Raw genomic sequence first — 21,000 nt, forward strand, 5'->3', positions numbered from 1 at the left:
GACCATCGGGGACGCCCCTGATCCTGCCGCACCAGACCGGGGTCGGGCTCGGGGTCGAGCCGGGGTCGTACCTCATGGGGAGGCCCCGCTCGCTGTGTGACGATGGATGGGAGATGACCACCCTGCCCGCCGCCCGGCCCGTCCGGCGCGCCCACCGCGACCTCCACGAGCCGATCATCGGTGGCGTGGCCGCCGGTCTGGCCCAGCACGTGGCGGCGCCGGTGGTGTGGGTGCGGGCGGGGTTCGTGGTCGCCGCCGCGCTCGGCGGCTTCGGCCTGGTCGTGTACGCCGCGTTCTGGGTGCTGCTGCCGGCCGGCCCGGGGTTCGCCCACGAGGCGCCCGGCCTGGAGAGCGCGAGCCGCGGCGGCCGTCGTCCCCGGGTGCGCCGCCGGCTCAGTGACGCCGGCCCGACGATCGTGCTCGGCGCCCTCGGGATCGCCGCGCTCCTCACCACCGAGGCCGTCGTCGGCAGGGGCTTCATCCTGTGGCCGGTGGCGATCGCCGTCGTGGGCGTGGGGCTGCTGTGGCGCCAGGCCGACGAGGCGCAGCGCGAGCGGTGGTTCGACACCGACGGCCGGGTCGACCCGGTGCGGATCGTCTTCGGCGCGGGTGGTTGGGCGTCGTACGCCCGGGTGGCGCTCGGGCTGGTCCTGCTGCTGTCGGCGCTGTTCATCCTCGGCTTCGACGACGGCTCGTTCCGCCAGGCGCGGGGGGCCGTGATCGCCGGCGGCCTCGCCGTGGTCGCCCTCGGCGTGGTGGCCGGTCCCTGGGTCTGGCGCCTGGCCTCCGAGCTCTCCGACGAGCGCGCCGAGCGGGTCCGCACCCAGGACCGCGCCGACGTCGCCGCCCACCTGCACGACTCGGTGCTGCAGACCCTCGCGCTGATCCAGAAGAACGCCGGCGACCAGGCCACCGTGGCCCGGTTGGCCCGGGCCCAGGAGCGCGACCTGCGGGCGTGGCTGTTCGCCACCGACGCCACCGACGAGTCGAGCGTGGCCAACGCGCTGCGCGGCGTCGCCGCCGAGATCGAGGACGGCCACGGCGTCTCGGTCGACGTCGTCACCGTCGGGGACACCGCGTTCGAGGAGGCCCTGCGCCCGGTCGTCGCGGCGACCCGCGAGTCGCTGTCCAACGCCGCCAAGCACGCCGGCGTACCCCGCGTCGACGTCTACGCCGAGATCACCGACCAGGCCGTCGACGTCTTCGTCCGTGACCGCGGTGTCGGGTTCGCGCCCGACGCCGTCCCCGACGACCGGCACGGGGTCCGCCGGAGCATCGTCGACAGGATGGAGCGCCACGGCGGTCGGGGCGAGGTCCGCTCCCAGCCCGGCGAGGGCACCGAGGTGCGGCTCCACCTGCCGCGAAACCACGAGGAGAAGTCATGAGCGACCCCAGCACGGTCGTCACCGTCGTCGTCGTCGACGACCACGCGATGTTCCGCCGCGGCGTGCGGGCCGAGCTCGAGGCCGCCGGCGCCGGGGTGGTCACGGTGCTCGCCGAGGCCGCCGACGTCGACGAGGCGGTCCGCGCGGTCGAGCAGCACACCCCGGCCGTCGTCCTGCTCGACGTGCACCTGCCCGGCGGTGGGGGAGCCGAGGTGATGCGCCGGCTCGGCCGCGACCAGCGGTGGGCGGCCACCGCGGCCCCGCGGTTCCTGGCGCTCTCGGTCAGCGACGCGGCCGAGGACGTGATCGGCACCATCCGCGGCGGCGCCCGCGGCTACGTCACCAAGACCATCACCGGCCCCGAGCTGGTCGCCGCCATCAAGCGGGTCGCCGAGGGCGACGCCGTGTTCTCCCCGCGGCTCGCCGGCTTCGTCCTCGACGCCTTCGCCGGCTCGATCGAGATCGCCGCCGTCGACGAGGACCTCGACCGGCTCACCGAGCGCGAGCGCGAGGTGATGCGGCTGATCGCGCGCGGCTACGCCTACAAGGAGGTCGCCAAGGAGCTGTTCATCTCGATCAAGACCGTCGAGACCCACATGTCCTCGGTGCTGCGCAAGCTGCAGCTCTCCTCGCGCCACGAGCTGACCCGGTGGGCCTCCGACCGCCGGCTCCTGTGAGCCCACCCCGCCTCGTCGCCCTCCCGGCGGTGGCGGTGGCGCTGGTGCTGGTGCTGGCCGCGTGCGGTACGCCGGACCCGTCCGCACCGGCGCCGTCACCCTCGGCCCCGTCGGCGACACCGTCGACGACACCCTCGGCGACACCCTCGGCGACACCGTCGGCCAGCCTGTCGGCGCCGCCGTCCGCGTCACCGTCACCCCCGCCGGCCCCGGCGTACTCGACCTGGCCGCTCGGGGAGCGCCTGCTGCCCCTGCGCCCCGACGGCTACGGCGTGGTGCGGCCGACGCCGCCCACCCTGCGCGAGCGTCGCTACCCCACCCGCGACGTCCTGCCGGCGCCGCCCGGTGACCGGTGGCGCTCGACCGTCGGCCCGGTCACGCCCGCGATCGCCGACCGGCTGGCCTGGGAGCCCGCCTGCCCGGTCCCGCTCGACGGGCTGCGCTACCTGACCGTGGCGTTCCGCGGGTTCGACGGCGCCGCCCACACCGGCGAGCTGGTGGTGGCCGTGGCCGAGGCCGACGACGTCGTCTCGGTGTTCCGGACCCTGTTCGCCGCCGACCTCCCGATCGAGGAGATGCGGCTGACCTCGCTCGCCGAGCTCGACCTGCCCCCGACCGGCGACGGCAACAACACCGGCGCCTACGTGTGCCGCCCCACCACCGGCCAGACCAGCGGCTGGTCGGCGCACGCCTACGGTCTGGCCATCGACCTCAACCCGTTCCAGAACCCCTACCTCAAGGACGACCTGGTGCTGCCCGAGCTGGCCGGCAGCTACCTCGACCGCGACCGTCGCCGCCCCGGCATGGTGCTCGACGACAGCGTCGCCGTGCGGGAGTTCGCCCGGATCGGGTGGGCCTGGGGCGGCGACTTCTCGACCCTGCTCGACTACCAGCACTTCACCGCCACCGGACGGTGACCAGACCGAGCACTACCCTCCGGCCATGGAGACCGTCCGCCTCGTCCTGCTCGTCCTGCACCTCCTCGGCTTCGCCGCGCTGTTCGGCGGGCTGCTGGCGCAGGCGGGGCCGGGGGAGAAGAAGGTCAACGCCGCGATGCGCGACGGCGTCGGCACCGCGGTCGTCGCCGGGCTGCTCCTCGTCGGCGTCCTCGAGGGCCTCGACCTCTCCCTCGACTACGCCAAGATCGCGGTCAAGACCGTCATCGGCGTCGTGCTCCTGGTGCTGGTGATGGCCAACGCGCGCAAGCAGGCGATCCCGCAGGGGTTGTGGGTGGGCCTGCTCGTGCTCTCGGTGCTCAACGTGTGCGTCGCGGTGGTCTGGTCCTCGCCGCACCGCGTCTGAACCCGCGTCCGGCCCCGCGTCTGGCCCCGCGTCTGGTCCCGCGTCTGGTCCCGCGTGCGACCCCACCCGCGCCGGCCTGTCGGCGGTCCGCCGTACGCTGGACGCAGATGAGCGCACAACCATTCCTGGAGGGTCTCGGCGTCGAGGGGCTCGCGGCCGAGGAGCCCCGCACGACGCGCCGCGGACCGACCCCCGACGAGCTGCTGGAGGGCCTCAACGAGCCCCAGCGGGCCGCTGTCCAGCACGCCGGCCGGCCGCTGCTCGTGGTCGCGGGCGCCGGGTCCGGCAAGACCCGGGTCCTCACCCGCCGGATCGCCTGGCTGATCTCCGAGCGCAAGGCCCACCCGGGCTCGATCCTCGCGATCACCTTCACCAACAAGGCGGCCGCCGAGATGAAGGAGCGCGTCGAGGACCTCGTCGGCAAGCGCGCCCGGATCATGTGGGTCAGCACGTTCCACTCCGCGTGCGTGCGCATCCTGCGCAAGGAGATCACCGTGCTGGAGCGGGAGGGGCGGGGCTACAAGTCCAGCTTCTCCATCTACGACGCCCAGGACCAGAAGCGGCTGATGTCGCTGGTGATCAAGGACCTCGACCTCGACCCGCGCCGCTACCAGCCCGGCCCCGTCCTGCACTGGGTGAGCAACCACAAGAACGAGCTGCGCGACGCCGAGGAGGTCGCCGCCGACGCCAAGAACGGCATCGAGGAGACCTACGCCGCGGCCTACACGCTCTACCAGCGGCGGCTGCGCGAGGCCAACGCCCTCGACTTCGACGACCTGATCATGATGACCGTTCACCTGCTGCAGGCCTACCCGGAGGTCCGCGAGACCTACCGGCGGCGGTTCCGGCACGTGCTGGTCGACGAGTACCAGGACACCAACCACGCGCAGTACGCGCTGATCCACCAGCTGTGCGCCGATGACCCTGAGCTCACCGAGGGCGAGCGCGTCGAACCGGCCGAGCTGATGGTCGTCGGCGACGCCGACCAGTCGATCTACGCCTTCCGCGGCGCCAACATCCGCAACATCCTCGACTTCGAGCAAGACTTCCCCGACGCCTCCTCGATCCTGCTGGAGCAGAACTACCGCTCCACCCAGACCATCCTCACCGCCGCCAACGCGGTGATCGGGCACAACGAGGGCCGCAAGGACAAGCGCCTGTGGTCCGACGCCGGTGACGGCGACCGGATCGTCGGCTACGTCGCCGACGACGAGCACGACGAGGCCCGGTTCGTCAGCGACGAGATCGACAAGCTGACCGACCAGGGCGGACGCGCCGGCGACGTCGCGGTCTTCTACCGCACCAACGCCCAGTCGCGCGTCTTCGAGGAGGTGTTCATCCGCACCGGCCAGCCCTACAAGGTGGTCGGCGGGGTGCGCTTCTACGAGCGGCGCGAGGTGCGCGACGCGCTCGCCTACCTGCGGATGCTGGCCAACCCCGACGACTCCGTCTCGCTGCGGCGCATCCTCAACGTGCCCAAGCGCGGCATCGGCGACCGGGCCGTGGCCTGCGTCAACGCGCTTGCCGAGCGCGAGCGCATCACGTTCTGGGACGCGCTGCGCCGCGCCGACGAGGCACCGGGCCTGGCCACCCGGTCGCTGACCAACATCCGCGGGTTCGTGGGCTTCGTCGAGGAGCTGCAGTCGATGGTCGAGGCGGGGGAGCGTGCCGACGTCGTCCTCGACACCGTGCTCGACAAGTCCGGCTACCTCGCCGAGCTGGAGGCCTCCGACGACCCGCAGGACGCCACCCGCGTCGACAACCTCGGCGAGCTGGTCGCCGTGGCCCGCGAGTTCTCCGACGACCCGGTGGCCGGCCCGTCCGCCGACCCGGCCGACGTCGACGCCGACCTGGTGACGCCCGGCCTGACCGACTTCCTCGAGCGCGTGGCCCTGGTCGCCGACACCGACCAGATCCCCGACGACGACGGCGGCCAGGGCGTGGTCACCCTGATGACCCTCCACACCGCCAAGGGCCTGGAGTTCCCGACCGTCTTCCTCACCGGCCTCGAGGACGGCGTCTTCCCGCACGCCCGGTCGCTCGGCGACCGTCCCGAGCTGGAGGAGGAACGCCGCCTCGCCTACGTCGGCATCACCCGCGCCCGCGAGCGCCTCTACCTCTCCCGGGCCGTGGTGCGCTCCTCGTGGGGCGCGCCGTCCCACAACCCCGCCAGCCGCTTCCTCGACGAGATGCCCGTCGACCTCGTCGACTGGCGCCGTACCGAGGCCGCCCAGACCCGCTGGGGCCGGCCCGACCTGGCGGCGTCCTCACCGGCCTACGGCGGGGGCGGCTTCGGCGAGCCGACCTCGGCCGGCCGCCGCAACTTCTCCGCGGCCGCCGCCCGCGCCGATGCCAAGGCCAAGGCCAAGCCGGCCCGCGAGATCCCGAGCCTCGACCCCGGCGACCGGGTGGTCCACGACTCCTTCGGGATGGGCACCGTGGTCGCCGTCGAGGGCGCCGGCGACAAGGCGGTCGCCTCGATCGACTTCGGCTCCGAGGGCGTCAAGCGCCTGCTGCTGCGCTACGCCCCGGTCGAGAGGCTGTAGCGACCAGCGCGGCTCGTCGTGGCGTGGACCCTGCGGGGGTCGACCACCGTCGGCGACCCCCGCTGGTCGAGCCCGAGTCGAGACCCGGTGAGGTGGGCGCCCTGCGGGGGTCTCGACTCGCGGAGACTTCGTCCCCGCGGCTCGACCACCGTCGGCAATCCACGCTGGTCGAGCCGGGCGAGCGCCAGCGAGCCCGAGTCGAGACCCGGTGAGGTGGGCGCCCTGCGGGGGACGCTCCTATGTTGTGTCAAGGGGTTGGTGTGGGTGGTCCGGCTTGGAGGATTCGGTAGAGGTCGCGGGCGGTGTAGCGCTTGAGGCAGCGTCGGATTTCGCGGGGGTTCTTGCCTTGGGCGGTGCGGCGTTCGGTGTAGTCGCGGGTGGCTTGGTCTTGGCGTTGGCGGGTGATGGTGATGGTGTGCAGGGCGCAGTTGAGGCGTCTGTCGCCGTAGCGGTTGAGGCGGTGGCGGGTGAAGACCTGGCCGCTGGTGGCCTCGATGGGGCTGGTGCCGGCGAGCTTGGCGAAGGCGGCCTCGGAGTGGATGCGGTCGGTGTAGCCCCACGCGCACAGGACGGTTGCGGCGACGATGGGGCCCACTCCGACTTCGTGGAGGAGGTCGGGGACCAGGCCTTGACGAGCTTGTTGATCTCCTTGGTGTGCAGGTCGGCCTCGGCGGTGAGGTCCTTGATCCGTCGTGCCCACATCTGCAGGCAGGCCACGGTGTGAGCGGTCTCGAGGTCTGCCTGGGCCCACGCGGCGGTGGCACGGATGGTGGTGAGCTTGGTGACCGCGGCCTGGGTGGACAGTCCGCGTAGGCGGGCCCGGACGGGTTCGGGTGCGGTGAGGACCGCGGAGAACAGCTGGCGGCGTGCGTCGGCGGCGCCTTGGACTGCGGTGCGGCGGATCGCGAGCCTGGTGGCGAGGGCTTGGCGGATGGCTGCTTGCTCGGTGTCGGGGCCGGCGCCGCGGGGGGTGGCGACCCGGGTGCGGGCCAGGGCCTCGCGGGCGGCGCGGATCGCGTCGAGGGGGTCGGACTTCTCCCCGCCGCGTCGTGGTGCTCGCTCGGGTCGGTCGAGCTCGATCACGTACTCCTCGATGCCGTGCAGGTGGGCTGCCAGGCCGCGGCCGTGGCTGGCGGTGCCCTCGATGGCCCAGGCCCGCAGCGCGGCGTGGTCGGTGGCGATCTGGTCGGCGAAGTCGACCAGCTCGGCGTAGCCCTCGCCATCAGCGGTCACGGTGATCTGGGCCAGCACTCCTCCGGTGCTGGCATCGACCGCGGCCGCGGCATGGGTCGCGACGTGGGTATCGACACCGATGACGATGTCGACAACCTCGGACAGGTTCATCACACTGGTCATGCGTTCTCCTTGAACCGGGACGTGGTGGACGGTTCCGGTCCCGGCGGAGCATCAGCAGGACTGTGATGAGACACGAACGGCGCGCCAACGCCAGACGGTCAAGCTCCTGATCAGGCCAGCACTCCGTCGCGGACCGGGGCCGGCAGCCGCGACCGGACAAGTCCCGAGCAAGGCATCACGCCAGTCTCGACTGGAGTCACAACCACGACTGCCACCCCAACCCCACCACCATCGGTAGGGCTAAGGGAAGACTCACAGTCTCGACTCGCGGAGACTTCGTCCCCGCGGCTCGACCACCGCGGTGATCGGGCGTCCTACGACGGACCGGTCGGTGACCGACGCTGGTCGAGCCGGGCGAGCGCCAGCGAGCCCGAGTCGAGACCCGGCGAGGTGCGCGCCCTGCGGGGGTATCGACTCGCGGAGACTTCGTCCCCGCGGCTCGACCACCGTCGGCGATCCACGCTGGTCGAGCCGGGCGAGCGCCAGCGAGCCCGAGTCGAGACCCGGCGAGGCGATGAACCTGCGGGGGTCTCGACTCGCAGAGACTTCGTCCCCGCGGCTCGACCACCGTCGGTGGCTCACGCTGGTCGAGCCGGGCGAGCGCCAGCGAGCCCGAGTCGAGACCCGGTGAGGTAGGCACCCTGCGGGGGTCTCGACTCGCGGAGACTTCGTCCCCGCGGCTCGACCACCGTCGGACCCACGCTGGCCGAGTCGAGACCCGGCGAGAGCAGGCACCCTGCGGGGGTCTCGACCCGCAGTGACGTCGTCACTGCGGTCGGCCGCTCCGCGCTGCTACCCGGAGGTCAGGGGGTGACGCCGTGCACCACGAACGCGGCGTACGGGTCGACGGGGTCGCCGCCGCCGGGGCGGACCTCGACGTGCAGGTGGGAGCCGGTGACGTTGCCGGTGGACCCGACGGTGCCGATCACCTCGTTGCCGGAGACGACGTCACCGACGGAGACGTAGGTGGAGGTCTGGTGGCAGTACCAGAGCTCGGTGCCGTCCTCGAGGGTGACGACGGTCTTGTTGCCGTAGGCGCCGTCGTAGCCGACGAAGGTCACGGTGCCGTTGGCGATCGAGTGGATCGGGTCGCCGTTCTCGCCGTTGAAGTCGAGACCGGTGTGGTAGTTGGCCCACAGCCCGTACTGACCGTAGGTGGCCGTGATGATCGACGGGCTCAGCGGGAGGTACCAGCGGTTCTCCTTGATCTTCGCCGCCTGCTCCTCCGCCTGGGCGGCGAGCTGGCCGAGCGCGGCGTTGCGCTCCTCGGCCTGCGCCTCGGCCGCGGCGACGAGGTCGTCGCCGGTGGCCTGGGCGAGCGCCTGGCGGTCGGAGCTGCGGCTGACGTCGTCGCGCAGGTCGCCGACCGTGGCGATGCCGCCCGAGCCGTTGAGGGCGGTGGCCGGGCGGACGTCGTTGATGCCCGCGCCGCCGGTGAGGGCGGCCGGGGTGGTCGGCGTGCTGGGCGCGGCCAGGACGCCTCCGACGGCGACCGCCATCGTCGCGACGCCGAGCAGGACGGGCGCCGACGGCACCCCGCGGAACAGCGGACCGCGGGAGCCGACGTGCTTGACGGCCTTGCGCCGGCCGGGAGCGGCGGCGGTCGCGAGGGGCAGCTCGGAGGTGCGGTCGAGGTCAGCGACAGCGGCAGCGACGGGCGCGGCCAGGAGCACCGGCTCCGGGACGACGGGGCTGATCTGCTCCGGGGCGACGCGACGACCGGCGTACGACGGATCCGTCCGGGTCTCCGAGGGTCGGCGGCGCGGGCCGCGGCGTTCCGCTCGGTGATTTCCCATGGGTGCAGTGGACTCCGGTGCTCGGGGATGGGCGCTGGTGCTGCTCGAGGTGCTGCCCGGTCTAAACCACCCACACGGGGGGCCGCGGCAACCCGGCCGACTGTAACGGATGGGTGACCACCCTGGTAATCCTTCGCCACGACCCGGTGGACGACGGGACGCCGCGGGGGCGGCGGGGCGGACCTCGACGACATGACACCGTGATGCGGGACTAGGGTGCGGCGAGGAAATCCCCTTGCGCGAGCGCGTCCGTTGGCGCAGGGCCCGAGCGACACCGAGACACACCGAGAGACATGGTGGACCAGTGGACCTGATGGAGTACCAGGCGAAGGAGCTCTTCGCCAAGCACGGCGTGACCACGACCCTCGGGGTCGTCGTCGAGACCGCCGAGGCCGCCAAGGCCGCGGCCGAGGAGATGGGCGGCGTCACCGTCGTCAAGGCGCAGGTGAAGGCGGGTGGCCGCGGCAAGGCCGGCGGCGTCAAGCTCGCCAAGACCGCCGACGAGGCCTTCGAGCACGCCACCGCGATCCTCGACCTCGAGATCAAGGGCCTGCCCGTCAACCGCGTGCTGGTCACGCCGGCGACGCCGCCGGAGGAGGAGTACTACTTCTCCTTCCTGCTCGACCGCGCCAACCGCCGCTACCTCTGCATCGCCTCGGTCGAGGGCGGCGTGGAGATCGAGGAGGTCGCCAAGACCAACCCGGACGCCGTCAAGCAGATCCCGATCGACCCCGGCACGGGCGTCGACGCCGCCAAGGCCCGCGAGATCGCGACCGAGGCCGGGTTCCCCGAGCCCGTCTTCGAGCAGGCCGTGACGATGATCGAGCAGCTCTTCACGGTCTTCGTCGAGGAGGACGCCACCCTCGTCGAGGTCAACCCGCTCGCGCGACTGGCCGGCGACAAGCTGGAGGCGCTCGACGGCAAGGTCTCGCTCGACGACAGCGCCTCGGAGGTGCGGCACCCCGAGCACGAGGCGTTCGAGATCAAGGACGAGACCGACCCGCTGGAGGCCAAGGCCAAGGCCAAGGGCCTCAACTACGTCAAGCTCGACGGCCAGGTCGGCATCATCGGCAACGGCGCGGGCCTGGTCATGTCGACCCTCGACGTCGTCGCGTACGCCGGGGAGGACCACGGCGGCGTCAAGCCGGCCAACTTCCTCGACATCGGCGGCGGCGCCAACGCCAAGGTGATGGCCGACGGTCTCGACGTGATCCTCAACGACGAGCAGGTCAAGAGCGTCTTCGTCAACGTCTTCGGCGGCATCACCGCCTGCGACGAGGTCGCCAACGGCATCAAGGGCGCCCTGGAGATCCTCGGCGACTCCGCCACCAAGCCCCTCGTGGTGCGCCTGGACGGCAACAACGTCGAGCAGGGCCGCGCGATCCTCGACGAGCTGGACCACCCGCTCGTGACGCAGGTCGACACGATGGACGGCGCGGCCGACAAGGCCGCCGAGCTCGCGAACGGTGGTAAGTGACATGTCGATCTACCTCAACAAGGACAGCAAGATCATCGTCCAGGGCATCACCGGGGGGATGGGCTCCAAGCACACCACCCTGATGCTCCAGGCCGGCAGCAACATCGTCGGCGGTGTCAACGCCCGCAAGGCCGGCACCACGGTCGAGCTCAACGGCAGCGAGCTGCCGGTCTTCGGCTCCGTCGAGGAGGCGATGAAGGAGACCGGCGCCGACGTGTCGGTCGCCTTCGTGCCGCCGGCGTTCACCAAGGCCGCCTGCCTCGAGGCCATCGACGCCGGCATCGGCCTGCTCGTGGTGATCACCGAGGGCGTCCCGGTCCAGGACACCGCCGAGGTCTGGTCCTACCTCCAGAGCGAGGCCAACACGGCCGGCACCCGGATGATCGGCCCCAACTGCCCGGGCATCATCACGCCCGAGGAGTCACTGGCCGGGATCACGCCGCACACGATCGCCGGCAAGGGCCCGATCGGCCTGGTCTCCAAGTCCGGCACGCTGACCTACCAGATGATGTACGAGCTCAAGGACTTCGGCTTCTCCACCGCGATCGGCATCGGCGGCGACCCGATCGTCGGGACGACGCACATCGACGCCCTCGCGGCGTTCGAGGCCGACCCGGAGACCAAGGCGATCGTGATGATCGGCGAGATCGGCGGCGACGCCGAGGAGCGGGCAGCGACGTACATCAAGGACCACGTGACCAAGCCGGTCGTCGGCTACGTCGCGGGCTTCACGGCCCCCGAGGGCAAGACCATGGGCCACGCCGGCGCCATCGTCTCGGGCTCCTCGGGCACCGCGGCCGCCAAGAAGGAGGCCCTCGAGGCCGTCGGCGTCAAGGTCGGCAAGACGCCGTCCGAGACCGCCGCCCTGATGCGGGAGATCCTCCAGGACCTCTGACCCACCCGCCCGCACGTCGACCCGTCGCATCGTTGCGACGGGTCGACGTGATTTCGGCGCTGACCCGTCGCATCGTTGCGACGGGTCAGCGCGGACTAGGGTGCTCCCCGTGCGCAGCGGCGAGGAGATCCAGCTGTCCCTGCGAGCGTTCGCGGCCCGGTGGGCCGGGTTCGGGGGGTCGGAGGTCGCCGACGCGGAGCGGTTCCTCGACGAGCTGCTCGACTGCTACGGCACCGACCGGCAGGCCGTCGGCGCGACGCTCGACGTCCGCGAGGGCGGGTACGTCGACCTGGTGTGGCCGGGGTCGTGCCTGGTCGAGATGAAGCGGCCCCACCGCGGCCTCGACCCGACCCGCCCGCACGAGCCAGGTCGCCTGGCGGCGCCGTACGTCGTGGTCTGCACGTTCGGCGAGCTCGTCGTCTGGGACCAGCGCACCTCGGTCGAGGAGCCGGTGGCGCGGTTCACCCTCGGCCAGCTGCCCGACCGGTACGACGCCCTGGCGTTCCTGGCCGGACCGGGCGCCGAGCCGGTCTTCCTCGAGCACTTCCGCGACCTGACCCGGCGCGCGGCGGACACGACGGCCCAGCTGTACTCGGCGCTGGTCGCGCGGTCGGCCGCGCCCCTGGGGGAGATCCGGCGGTTCACGCTCCGCTCGGTGTGGTGCCTGTTCGCCGAGGACATCCGGGTCCTGCCCGACTACCCGTTCGAGCACGTCGTCCGCGACGTGCGGATCGACCCCGAGCGGTCGGGCGCGGCGCTCGCGGGGTTCTTCGCCGGCCTCGACGACCAGGTGGGCGGCGGGCTGTTCACGGACGTCGCGGAGCTCGGGCTCACCCGCGCCGAGCTCGACCTGCTGGTGACCGCCTGCACCTACGACTGGCGACGGGTCAACCCGGCCATCCTCGGGTCGCTCCTCGTCGACGTCCTGCGCTCGTCGGACGCGCGCGACATCAGCGCCCACCACACCCACGAGCTCGACATCCTCAAGGTCGTGGGCCCCGCGGTCCTGCGCCCGTGGCGCGAGCGGATCGAGGCGACCACCACGCCGCAGCAGGCGCGCGACCTGCTCGACGAGCTGTGCCGGTTCACCGTGCTCGACCCCGCGTGCGGGTGCGGCAACTTCCTCTACGTCGCCTACCGCGAGCTGCGCGGCCTCGAGCGCGAGCTCAAGCTCGTCATCCGGCGGCTCGCGGGGTCGACCGGTGAGCCGGTCCCCGCGGGACCCGAGCCGTTCTACCCGGTGGCCAACCTGCACGGCCTCGACCTCGACCCGTGTGCGGTCGAGACGGCCCGGGTCGTGCTGTGGATGGCCCACGCCCAGATGACCGGCCTGTACGGCGACGCCGAGCCGTCGCTCCCGCTGCCCGCCCTTCCCGGCCTGGTGTGCGCCGACGCGCTGCGCGACCCCTGGCCCGAGGTCGACTGCGTCATCGGCCACCCGCCGCTGCAGCCCACCGACTGGTACCGGCTCGCCGCCGACCACCTGCGTCCCGGTGGGGTCGCGGGGTTCGTCGGCCCCACCGCCCTCGCCGCGGAGCTCGCCCACGTCGTCGAACGGGGCGGGGTGGTCACCAGCACCGTCCCCGACCAGGCGTGGCCGGGGTCCGACGGGACGCGGGTCAGCGTCGTGACCTGGGTCCGGGAGCCGGCCGGGGCCTGACCTCAGCGCCCGACCGGGGGCGGCAGCTCGGACAGTCGCGCCCGAGCCCGCTCGGCCAGCGCGAGGAACGCGCCGTCGGCGAAGGTGGCCTCGGGACCCGGCACGAAGCCGAGCTGGGCCACGCCGGTGCCGACGCGCAGGAACGCCATGAAGTAGACCACCGAGCGGGCGTCGGTGACCCGGACGTCGAGGCGCCACACGGTGATCGAGCCGCCGCGGTCGTCGCGGCGGAGCAGCTCGTCGACCTCGACGTTGGGCTCGCGGTCGGGGCAGGAGCCGAGCTCGTCGCGCACCTGCGCCACCAGCGCCTCGGCGCGCTGTCCGGTCAGGGCGCCGACCGTCTCGTCGAGCCCGAACTCGCGGGGGAGCGCGGCGCCGGGCACCAGGAAGGTCCGGGTGGCGCTGCGGGTGAAGCGGCCGCCGTCGAACGGCTCGGCGAACGACGTGCGGTCGCACACCGTGGCCGCGGGGTTGGTCGTGGGCGGCCGCGGCTTGGTGCCGACCCACGGCTGGTCGACGCCGGTGACCGGCGGCAGGTCGATCTCGGAGACCAGTGCCGGCCGCTCGCCCGCCGGCAGCGGGACGCGGTCGGTGACCTCCGGCTGCGCGGGGGCGCAGGCGCCGGCGCCGGGCTCGGCGCAGAGCCCGGTGACGGCCTCGGCCAGGAGCGCCGCCGCGGCCTCCCGGTCGGGGGTGTCGTCGCCGGGGAGGCGGAGCGCGGTCGTGGTGGTGAAGGTGCCGGTGCGCGCCACGCTGACGACGTACGTCGTGACCGGCCGCGCCCAGCTGCGCAGCACCAGCTGCACCGCCTCGTCGCCGACCGACTCCGGGGTGCGGGTGCCGAGCAGCTGCACGCGCGACTCGGTGCAGCCGGCCAGCCAGGCGGCGGTGGTGGTGAACGTGCGCCGGCCGGCGCGCTGGTTGCGCGAGGCCTCGGTGAGCTGGACGGCGGTCGCCACCGGGCCCTCGCCCTCGCCCTCGCCCTCGAAGTAGCGCACCAGGGTCGCCTCGCCGCGCGGGTCGGCGTACCGCTGCTGCTGGCAGGGCACGACCAGCCCGTTGCCGGCACTGTTGTCGCCGGTGCGGACCTGCGACCAGCGGTCGCCCGGGTAGTGCGTCCCGAGGTCCTCGGCGACCAGGAGCGTCGACTCCGGGAGCGTCACGGACACCGGCGCGCTGGTGGGGTCGCTGGGCTCGGGGGTGCGGGGCGGGTCGGCCTCGGCCGGGGCGCGGTGGGACGCCGCGTCGAGGGTCGGGCGGACGCCGGCGGTGTCGGTGACCAGCGCGCCGCTGACCACCAGCGCGGTGACCACGCCGACCGCGCCCAGCGCGGTGTGGCTGCGGCGCCGTGCCGCGCCCGAGCGCCGCACGATCGAGGCCCGGGGCCAGCGGCCGCGCCCCGCGACCGAGGCCGACAGCTCCTCGAAGACGGCGCGCAGCGCGACCGTCTCGGTGTCGAGTGCGAGCGCCAGCGCCGCCGAGCCCGACTGCAGCTCTCGCTCGGCGCGCTCCAGCGGCAGCCCGACCTCGCGCGCCATGCCGTCCATCGACACGGCCGCGAGCTGGGTGAGGACCAGGGCTCGGCGCTGCGCCGGCGACAGCGTGCCGAGCGCGTCGAGGGTGGCCCGGACCGAGTCGGGGATGTCCTTCTCGCGGTGCCAGACCCGGGCCGTGTGCCGCCGCTGGGCCAGCCGCCACGCGTGGGGGCGGACGACGTCCTCGGGACGGTCGTGCCGCGAGAGCTTGCGCCAGTGGTGCCAGGCCACCACGAACGCGTCGCGCACGGCCCGCCGCGACGCCGCGAGGTCGCCGGTCACGGCGTACGTCTGCGCGAGCAGGCGTTCGCGGGCGTCCTTGTAGAAGGCGTCGAACTCGTCGGGCTCTCTCATCGCGGCGCCCACGGTAGACGACGGGGGGCCCCGCGCCCGAGTCGACGGGACCCGGCGTGGCAGCGCCGGTACGCCGCCCCGGCGGGCCACGATGGACGGGCCATGACGTCCCTGCTGCCGCCTCCCCACCGATCGCCCAGCCGATCGACCAGCCGATCGACCAGCCCGTCCGGCGACCAGGTCCGTCACGACCTCGCCACCCGCCGTCCCCTGGTCCTGCTCGCCACGCTCGGCGGCGCCGCCGCGGCCGCGGCGACGCTGCTCGTGTGCCTGGCGACGGGCGTGGTCGGGTGGTACCTCACCGACGGGGGAGCGCACGGCGCTCCTCGCGGCGGCCTCCGGGTCGGGGCGCTGGCCTGGCTGATGGGCCACGGCTCGGGCGTGCGCGTCGAGGGCGTCGCGGTGACGGCCATGCCGCTCGGCCTCACCCTGCTGTGCGCCTGGGCGATCTGGCGCACCGCCCAGCGGGTCGGTGCCTCGGTGTCCGGGCACGGACCGGACGCCGTCGGCATCGCCGACGGCCAGCGCGACCTGGTCGTCCCGCTCGCCACGCTGCTCTTCGCCACGGGCTACGTCGTCACCGCCGTGGCCGCCGCCACCCTCGCCGCGACCCCGGCGACCGACCCCAGCGTGCCCCGGGTGGTGGTGTGGTCGCTCCTGCTCTGCCTGGCCGCCGGCCTGCCCGCGATCGCCGCCGGGTCGGGCCGGGCCGCGATCTGGACGTCGGCACTGCCCTCGACCGTGCGCGCGGTGGCCCTCGTGGTCCGCCGGACCCTGCTGCTGTGGGCCGCGGTCTCCCTGGTGGCGTTCGTGGTGGCGCTCGCGCTCGACTTCTCCACCGCGGCCAACGTCATGGGCCAGCTCGGCGGCGGGGGCGGCGCGATCGCGCTGGTCGTGCTGGTCACCGTGCTCGTGCTGCCCAACGCCGTGGTCTTCAGCGGCTCCTACCTCCTCGGCCCCGGCTTCACCGTCGGCACCGGCACCCTCGTCACCCCCGGTGCCGTGGTGCTGGGTCCCCTCCCGGCGTTCCCGGCGTTGGCCGCGCTGCCCGACGACGGCGCGACGCCGGGGTGGACCGCCTGGCTGGTGCTGCTGCCGCCGCTGGTCGCCTTCGCCGCCGCGGTGTGGTCGCAGTGGGTGTGGCCGACCACCTACTACGTCGAGGGTGCGGTGCGCGGCATCGCCGGCGGCGTCGCGGCCGGGGTGCTGTTCGGCCTGGGCGCCACCCTCGCCGGGGGCGCGGTCGGGCCGGGCCGGATGGCCGACGTGGCGCCGTACGCCTTCGACGTGCTGCTGCACGCCGTCACGTCGTTCGGGATCGGCGGGCTGCTCGGCGGGATCGTCGTCACCTGGTGGCAGCGGCGCGCGATGCCGGTCGAGGTCACCCTCGAGGCGTGACCCGGTCGACTCGTCGGTCGTCCTGGGTGGGGAGACCCGCTGAGGCCAGGAGGGCCAGCTTGTCGGCGTCGCTGGACCCGGGCACGGGGTGGAAGACGACGATCTTGATGCCGTCGGCGCCGTCGATGCCCAGCCGCTCGCGGTTGAGGACCAGCTCGCCGACCTGTGGGTGGTTCAACCGGACGGGGGTCCCGCGCTGCCCGCGGATCTCGTGGCGGGCCCACTGCCTCCGGAAGGTGTCGCTGGCCAGCGAGAGCTCGCCGGTGAGCTCGATGAAGCGCGGGTCGTCGATGTCGGTGCCGACGGCCTGGCGCAGGTTGGCGATGAAGCACTCGGTCATCGACTCCCAGTCCGGGTAGAGCCTCTGCTCCTCGGGGTCGAGGAAGAAGTCCCGCAGCTGGTTGCCCCCGGCGACGAGTCCCGGCGAGACGGCCCGGGCGAGGTCGTTGGCGGCAAGGATGTCGAAGTACCGCCCCTCGATGAAGGCCGGCTGGACCAGGGAGTCCAGCAGCGCGAGCGCGCCGGGCGGGACGACCTCCTTGCGCGGCCGGGGCCGGCGCCTGCGGGGGACGTCGGCGACCAGCGTCAGCAGGTGGGCCAGGTGCTCGTCGTCGAGCTGCAGCACGCGGGCGATCGACTCGAGCACCTGCACCGACGGGTGGCGGTCGCGCCCGCGCTCCAGTCGCAGGTAGTAGTCCGCGCTGATGCCGGCCAGCATCGCGACCTCCTCGCGCCGCAGGCCGGGGACGCGTCGTACCCCCACCTCGGGGATCCCGGCCTGCTCGGGCGTCACCAGGGCACGCCTGGCCTTGAGGAACGCGCCCAGGGCGTTCGGCTTCTCGCTCACCTCCTCATCGTAGGTCGGCCCGGCGTGGGGAGAGGGGGCTCTCCCGCACCCCCTGCTCGGCAGGGCTCTGGGTGGGTCCGGCGGGCGTGCCTAGCGTCGCTGAGGCACCGTCACCGACCACCAGAGGACCGCACCTTGACCACCACGACCACGCCCGCGTCCACCGACGTCGCGGCCCCGGACGCCCCGAGCTCGTGGGCCGGCGTCCTCTCCCTCGGCCTCGGGATCTTCGCCATCGTGATGGCGGAGTTCCTGCCGGCGTCCCTGCTCTCCGGGATCGCCGGCGACCTCGAGGTGTCGACCGGCGCGGCCGGTCAGGCGGTCAGCGTGACCGCGTTCGCCGCCGCCGTCTCGGCCCTGCTGATCTCGGTGGTCCTGCCGCGCGCCGACCGCCGGCGGGTGATGATCGGCCTCACCCTGCTCGCCGTCGTGTCCAACCTGCTCGTCGCACTGGCGCCGAACCTCTACGTGCTCCTGCCGGGGCGGCTGCTGCTCGGGGTGGCGCTCGGCGGGTTCTGGGCGATGGCCACCGCGATGGCCGCGCACCTCGTGGCCCCCGACCACCTCGGACGCGCGCTGACGGTGGTCAACTCCGGCGTCGCGCTCGCCACGGTCGCCGCCGTCCCGCTGGGTGCGTGGCTGGGCGACGTCTGGGGCTGGCGGGGGGTCTTCGTGCTCGGCGCCGGCGTCGCCCTGGTCGCGCTCCTCGTGCAGGCGGCGACGCTGCCGAGCGTCACCCCGGCCGCGACCGACGGTCTCCGGGCGCTCGGGGCGGTCCTCCGGTCGGGTGTCGTGCTGGCCGGGTTGTCCGCCGTGCTGCTGGTCTTCGCCGGCCACTTCAGCGGGTTCACCTACATCCGGCCCGCCGCCGAGAGCATGTCGGACATCGGCGCAGGCGGCTTCGCGGTGCTGCTGCTCGCGTTCGGCCTGGCCAACCTCGTCGGTACGGCGGCCGCCGGCCCGCTGGCCGACCGGGCGGCGCGGGTGGGCATGTTCGCGTTCCCCGTCCTGCTGGGCACCGGGATGCTCGCCGCGTTCGTCGTGGGCGGGTCGACCGTGGGCCTGTTCCTCGCCGTCGTGCTGTGGGGCCTGGGCTTCGGCGGCATCCCGACGACGGTGCTGAGCTGGGGAGCCCGGACCGAGCCCGACCGCCTGGAGCAGGTCGGGGGCCTCATCGTCACGGTCTGCAACATCGCCATCGCCCTCGGCGCCGTCGTCGGGGGGATCCTCGTCGACGAGGTCGGCGCCGAGGTGCCGCTGCTGGTGGGCGGCATGGCGGCCGTCGTGGGTGCCGCGGTGCTCACGGTCCTGCGCACCCGGGACTGATGCCGGGGCCGCCGGGGGCCTAGTCTGCGGCGCGTGCCCGCGCGACTCGTCGTCCTCGTCTCCGGTGGCGGCACCAACCTGCAGGCCCTGCTCGACGCCTGCGCCGACCCGGCGTACGGCGCCGAGGTGGTCGCGGTCGGCGCCGACCGGCCCGGGATCGAGGGGCTGGCGCGCGCCGAGCGGGCCGGCGTCCCGACGTTCGTGCGCCGGGTCGGGGACTTCGGCTCCCGCGAGGAGTGGGACGCCGAGCTGGCCCGCGAGGTCGCCCGGCACCGGCCTGACCTGTTGGTGCTCGCGGGGTTCATGAAGCTGGTCGGCGCGGCGTTCCTCGCCGAGCACGGCGGTCGGGTCGTCAACACGCACCCCGCCCTGTCGCCGTCGTTCCCCGGCATGCGGGGGCCCGCCGACGCGCTCGCCTACGGCGTCAAGGTCACCGGCGCGACGCTGTTCGTCGTCGACGCCGGCGTCGACACCGGGCAGATCGTCGCCCAGGCCGCGGTGCCCGTCGAGGACGACGACACCGTCGAGACCCTGCACGAGCGGATCAAGGTCGCCGAGCGGACGATGCTCGTCGCCGCGGTCGGCCGGATGGCCCGCGAGGGGTTCACCGTCGAGGGTCGGCACGTCCGCTACGGCCGGTAGGGTTCGGTCCACCGACACGACTGGCGCAGGTGGGTGACCACCAGGGAGTGAACTGGTCGGCCATCGCCCGCCTGGGTGGCCGACGGCCCACACAGGAGACCCCGATGCCCGACCAGATCCCCGTCCGCCGCGCCCTCGTCTCGGTCTACGACAAGACCGGCCTCGAGCCGCTCGTCCGCGGCCTGCACGACGCCGGCGTCGCGCTCGTCTCGACCGGCGGCTCGGCCGCCCTGATCGAGGGCCTCGGCCTGCCGGTCACCCGGGTCGAGGAGCTCACCGGCTTCCCCGAGTGCCTCGACGGCCGGGTCAAGACCCTGCACCCGCGGGTGCACGCCGGCATCCTGGCCGACCGGCGCCTCGAGACCCACGTCCAGCAGCTCGCCGACCTCGAGGTCGAGCCCTTCGACCTCGTCGTGGTCAACCTCTACCCGTTCACCCAGACCGTCGCCTCCGGCGCCGCGCCCGACGAGTGCGTCGAGCAGATCGACATCGGCGGACCCTCGATGGTGCGCGCCGCCGCCAAGAACCACCCCTCGGTCGCCGTCGTCACCTCGCCCGCGTCGTACGACGACGTGCTGGGCGCCGTGGCGGCCGGCGGGTTCACGCTGGCCCAGCGCCAGCGGCTCGCCGCCGACGCGTTCGTGCACACCGCCACCTACGACGTCGCGGTCGCCTCCTGGATGGGCAACGTGCTCACCGACACCTCCGGCGGCGACGGGTTCCCCGCCTGGGTCGGCGCCACGTGGACCAAGGCGTCGTCGCTGCGCTACGGCGAGAACCCCCACCAGCCCGCCGCCCTCTACGTCGGCGGCGCCGGCACCGGCCTCGCGCAGGCCGAGCAGCTGCACGGCAAGGAGATGTCCTACAACAACTACCTCGACACCGACGCCGCGCGGCGGGCGGCGTACGACTTCGACGAGCCGGCGGTCGCCGTCGTCAAGCACGCCAACCCGTGCGGGATCGCCGTCGGCGCCGACGTCGCCGAGGCGCACCGGCGCGCCCACGAGTGCGACCCGGTCTCCGCGTTCGGTGGCGTGATCGCCACCAACCGCCCGGTGAGCGTGGCGATGGCCGAGCAGGTGGCCGAGGTGTTCACCGAGGTGATCGTGGCGCCGGCGTACGACGACGGTGCGGTGGACGTGCTCGCCCGCAAGAAGAACATCCGGATCCTGGTGTGCGAGGCGCCGTCGCGCGGCGGCGTCGAGACCCGCCCGGTCTCGGGCGGCCTGCTGGTGCAGCACCGCGACGCGATCGACGCCGAGGGTGACGACCCGAGCACCTGGACGCTCGCCACCGGCACCGCCGCCTCGCCCGAGCTGCTCGACGACCTCGCCTTCGCCTGGCGCGCCGTGCGCGCGGCCAAGTCCAACGCGATCCTGCTCGCCAAGGACGGCGCGTCGGTCGGCGTCGGCATGGGCCAGGTCAACCGCGTCGACTCCTGCCGCCTCGCCGTCTCGCGGGCGGGGGAGCGGGCCGTCGGCGCCGCCGCCGCCTCCGATGCGTTCTTCCCGTTCGAGGACGGCCCGCAGATCCTCCTCGACGCCGGCGTCGCCGCCATCGTCCAGCCCGGCGGGTCCAAGCGCGACGAGCTGACGATCAAGGCCGCCGAGGCCGCCGGCGTGACGATGTACTTCACCGGGACTCGCCACTTCGCGCACTGAGCGAGCAGCGGGTCCGCGAGGAACGAGCGGACCCGCGTCGCGAGCGAAGGTCGAGCAAGCGACACGGCCGAGGAACGAGGCCGTGCGAGCGCGTCGAGACCCGGTGAGGATCCGCGCCGACCGTCACCCTGGCGGTGGGCGCG

Annotated in this window: 16 protein-coding genes, 1 pseudogene and 1 riboswitch; of the genes and pseudogenes, 12 read left to right on the top strand and 5 right to left on the bottom strand. The window is 73.7% G+C overall.

What is annotated here, in order from left to right:
* The first annotated feature begins 113 nt into the window (after positions 1–113).
* From AC4MBH_RS18350 to pcrA, 5 genes are all read left to right on the top strand, one after another.
* A complete protein-coding gene (locus tag AC4MBH_RS18350) occupies positions 114–1,385 on the top strand; it encodes an ATP-binding protein (protein WP_491796727.1) in 1,272 nt (423 codons plus the stop codon).
* Positions 1,382–2,062 (top strand): LuxR C-terminal-related transcriptional regulator, encoded by a 681-nt coding sequence (locus tag AC4MBH_RS18355; RefSeq protein WP_491796729.1) that lies wholly within the window; start codon positions 1,382–1,384, stop codon positions 2,060–2,062. Before AC4MBH_RS18350 ends, AC4MBH_RS18355 begins: the two co-directional genes overlap by 4 nt.
* Positions 2,059–2,979 (top strand): M15 family metallopeptidase, encoded by a 921-nt coding sequence (locus AC4MBH_RS18360; RefSeq protein ID WP_491796730.1) that lies wholly within the window; start codon positions 2,059–2,061, stop codon positions 2,977–2,979. The genes AC4MBH_RS18355 and AC4MBH_RS18360 overlap by 4 nt, the downstream gene beginning before the upstream one ends.
* Before the next feature lie 25 nt (positions 2,980–3,004).
* The gene (locus AC4MBH_RS18365; RefSeq protein WP_491796732.1) at positions 3,005–3,364 is read left to right on the top strand and encodes a hypothetical protein; all 360 of its coding nucleotides are present in this window, start codon (positions 3,005–3,007) and stop codon (positions 3,362–3,364) included.
* 107 nt (positions 3,365–3,471) lie between these two features.
* On the top strand, positions 3,472–5,910 hold the full coding sequence (gene pcrA, locus AC4MBH_RS18370; protein WP_491796734.1) for a DNA helicase PcrA: 2,439 nt from the start codon (positions 3,472–3,474) through the stop codon (positions 5,908–5,910).
* 247 nt (positions 5,911–6,157) lie between these two features.
* On the opposite strand, the gene AC4MBH_RS18375 is transcribed toward pcrA, so the two are convergent.
* From AC4MBH_RS18375 to AC4MBH_RS18385, 3 genes and pseudogenes are all read right to left on the bottom strand, one after another.
* Complete coding sequence (locus AC4MBH_RS18375) at positions 6,158–6,661, bottom strand: transposase (RefSeq protein WP_491797064.1); 504 nt, start codon at positions 6,659–6,661, stop codon at positions 6,158–6,160.
* 143 nt (positions 6,662–6,804) lie between these two features.
* Positions 6,805–7,266: pseudogene (locus tag AC4MBH_RS18380) on the bottom strand (IS110 family transposase); the annotation flags it as partial.
* An 803-nt stretch (positions 7,267–8,069) separates the two neighbouring features.
* A complete protein-coding gene (locus tag AC4MBH_RS18385) occupies positions 8,070–9,062 on the bottom strand; it encodes a M23 family metallopeptidase (protein ID WP_491796736.1) in 993 nt (330 codons plus the stop codon).
* A 304-nt stretch (positions 9,063–9,366) separates the two neighbouring features.
* On the opposite strand from AC4MBH_RS18385, the gene sucC reads away from it, so the two are divergent.
* The 3 genes from sucC to AC4MBH_RS18400 all read left to right on the top strand — a co-directional run bounded on the left by sucC (position 9,367) and on the right by AC4MBH_RS18400 (position 13,094).
* Positions 9,367–10,539, top strand: a complete 1,173-nt coding sequence (gene sucC / locus AC4MBH_RS18390) for an ADP-forming succinate--CoA ligase subunit beta (protein WP_491796738.1) — start codon at positions 9,367–9,369, stop codon at positions 10,537–10,539.
* A 1-nt stretch (position 10,540) separates the two neighbouring features.
* Positions 10,541–11,434, top strand: coding sequence for a succinate--CoA ligase subunit alpha (sucD, locus tag AC4MBH_RS18395; protein WP_491796740.1), 894 nt, complete (start codon positions 10,541–10,543; stop codon positions 11,432–11,434).
* A gap of 109 nt (positions 11,435–11,543) precedes the next feature.
* On the top strand, positions 11,544–13,094 hold the full coding sequence (locus AC4MBH_RS18400) for a DNA methyltransferase (protein ID WP_491796742.1): 1,551 nt from the start codon (positions 11,544–11,546) through the stop codon (positions 13,092–13,094).
* Between the two features lie 2 nt (positions 13,095–13,096).
* Here the strand turns inward: AC4MBH_RS18400 and AC4MBH_RS18405 are convergent, their stop codons facing one another.
* On the bottom strand, positions 13,097–14,983 hold the full coding sequence (locus AC4MBH_RS18405) for a hypothetical protein (RefSeq protein ID WP_491796744.1): 1,887 nt from the start codon (positions 14,981–14,983) through the stop codon (positions 13,097–13,099).
* A gap of 102 nt (positions 14,984–15,085) precedes the next feature.
* Between AC4MBH_RS18405 and AC4MBH_RS18410 the strand changes: the two genes are divergently transcribed.
* Positions 15,086–16,381: a cell division protein PerM gene (locus AC4MBH_RS18410; RefSeq protein ID WP_491796746.1), complete on the top strand. Its 1,296-nt coding sequence runs from the start codon at positions 15,086–15,088 to the stop codon at positions 16,379–16,381.
* Here the strand turns inward: AC4MBH_RS18410 and AC4MBH_RS18415 are convergent.
* Complete coding sequence (locus AC4MBH_RS18415; RefSeq protein ID WP_491796747.1) at positions 16,365–17,228, bottom strand: helix-turn-helix transcriptional regulator; 864 nt, start codon at positions 17,226–17,228, stop codon at positions 16,365–16,367. The two genes, AC4MBH_RS18410 and AC4MBH_RS18415, sit on opposite strands and share 17 nt — an antisense overlap.
* A gap of 135 nt (positions 17,229–17,363) precedes the next feature.
* On the opposite strand from AC4MBH_RS18415, the gene AC4MBH_RS18420 reads away from it, so the two are divergent.
* From AC4MBH_RS18420 to purH, 3 genes are all read left to right on the top strand, one after another.
* Positions 17,364–18,554 carry an MFS transporter gene (locus AC4MBH_RS18420; protein WP_491796748.1) on the top strand — a complete coding sequence of 397 codons (1,191 nt, stop codon included), beginning with the start codon at positions 17,364–17,366 and terminating at the stop codon, positions 18,552–18,554.
* Between the two features lie 33 nt (positions 18,555–18,587).
* Positions 18,588–19,196, top strand: a complete 609-nt coding sequence (gene purN, locus AC4MBH_RS18425; protein WP_491796750.1) for a phosphoribosylglycinamide formyltransferase — start codon at positions 18,588–18,590, stop codon at positions 19,194–19,196.
* A gap of 6 nt (positions 19,197–19,202) precedes the next feature.
* Positions 19,203–19,280: riboswitch (ZMP/ZTP riboswitch) on the top strand.
* Positions 19,281–19,300: 20 nt separating this feature from the next.
* A complete protein-coding gene (gene purH / locus AC4MBH_RS18430; protein ID WP_491796752.1) occupies positions 19,301–20,857 on the top strand; it encodes a bifunctional phosphoribosylaminoimidazolecarboxamide formyltransferase/IMP cyclohydrolase in 1,557 nt (518 codons plus the stop codon).
* The last annotated feature ends 143 nt before the right edge of the window (positions 20,858–21,000 follow it).

It is taken from the genome of Nocardioides sp. WJ219 (genome assembly GCF_058559815.1).